The 253-nt window shown below is 45.5% G+C and carries 1 pseudogene; it reads right to left on the reverse strand.

The window, feature by feature from the left end:
* A pseudogene (locus AAEZ03_RS28250) lies at positions 1-253 on the reverse strand (type IV pili twitching motility protein PilT); the annotation flags it as partial.

Below are 253 nucleotides of genomic sequence, written 5' to 3' on the forward strand. Positions count from 1 at the left end.
TCTAAGGACAAGCTATCAGCACCTTCGTCTAAATTGGCGTTACTATTTTTGCTGCTGAGTTTGATTTTTAAGCGCAGATCATTGGGGGAGTCGGCGTGCAATATCGCTTCTTTATAAGTGATTTCGCCATGCTCATACAAGTCAAAGAGTGCTTGGTCAAAGGTTTGCATGCCGCTGTCACGCGAGCGCGTCATGACATCTTTGATTTCGTGCACTTCGCCTTTACGGATATAGTCGCTGATCAGTTGTGAGT

This window comes from Pseudomonas sp. HY2-MNA-CIBAN-0224, from assembly GCF_040310285.1.
Taxonomy (GTDB): Bacteria; Pseudomonadota; Gammaproteobacteria; order Pseudomonadales; family Pseudomonadaceae; genus Aquipseudomonas; species Aquipseudomonas helleri.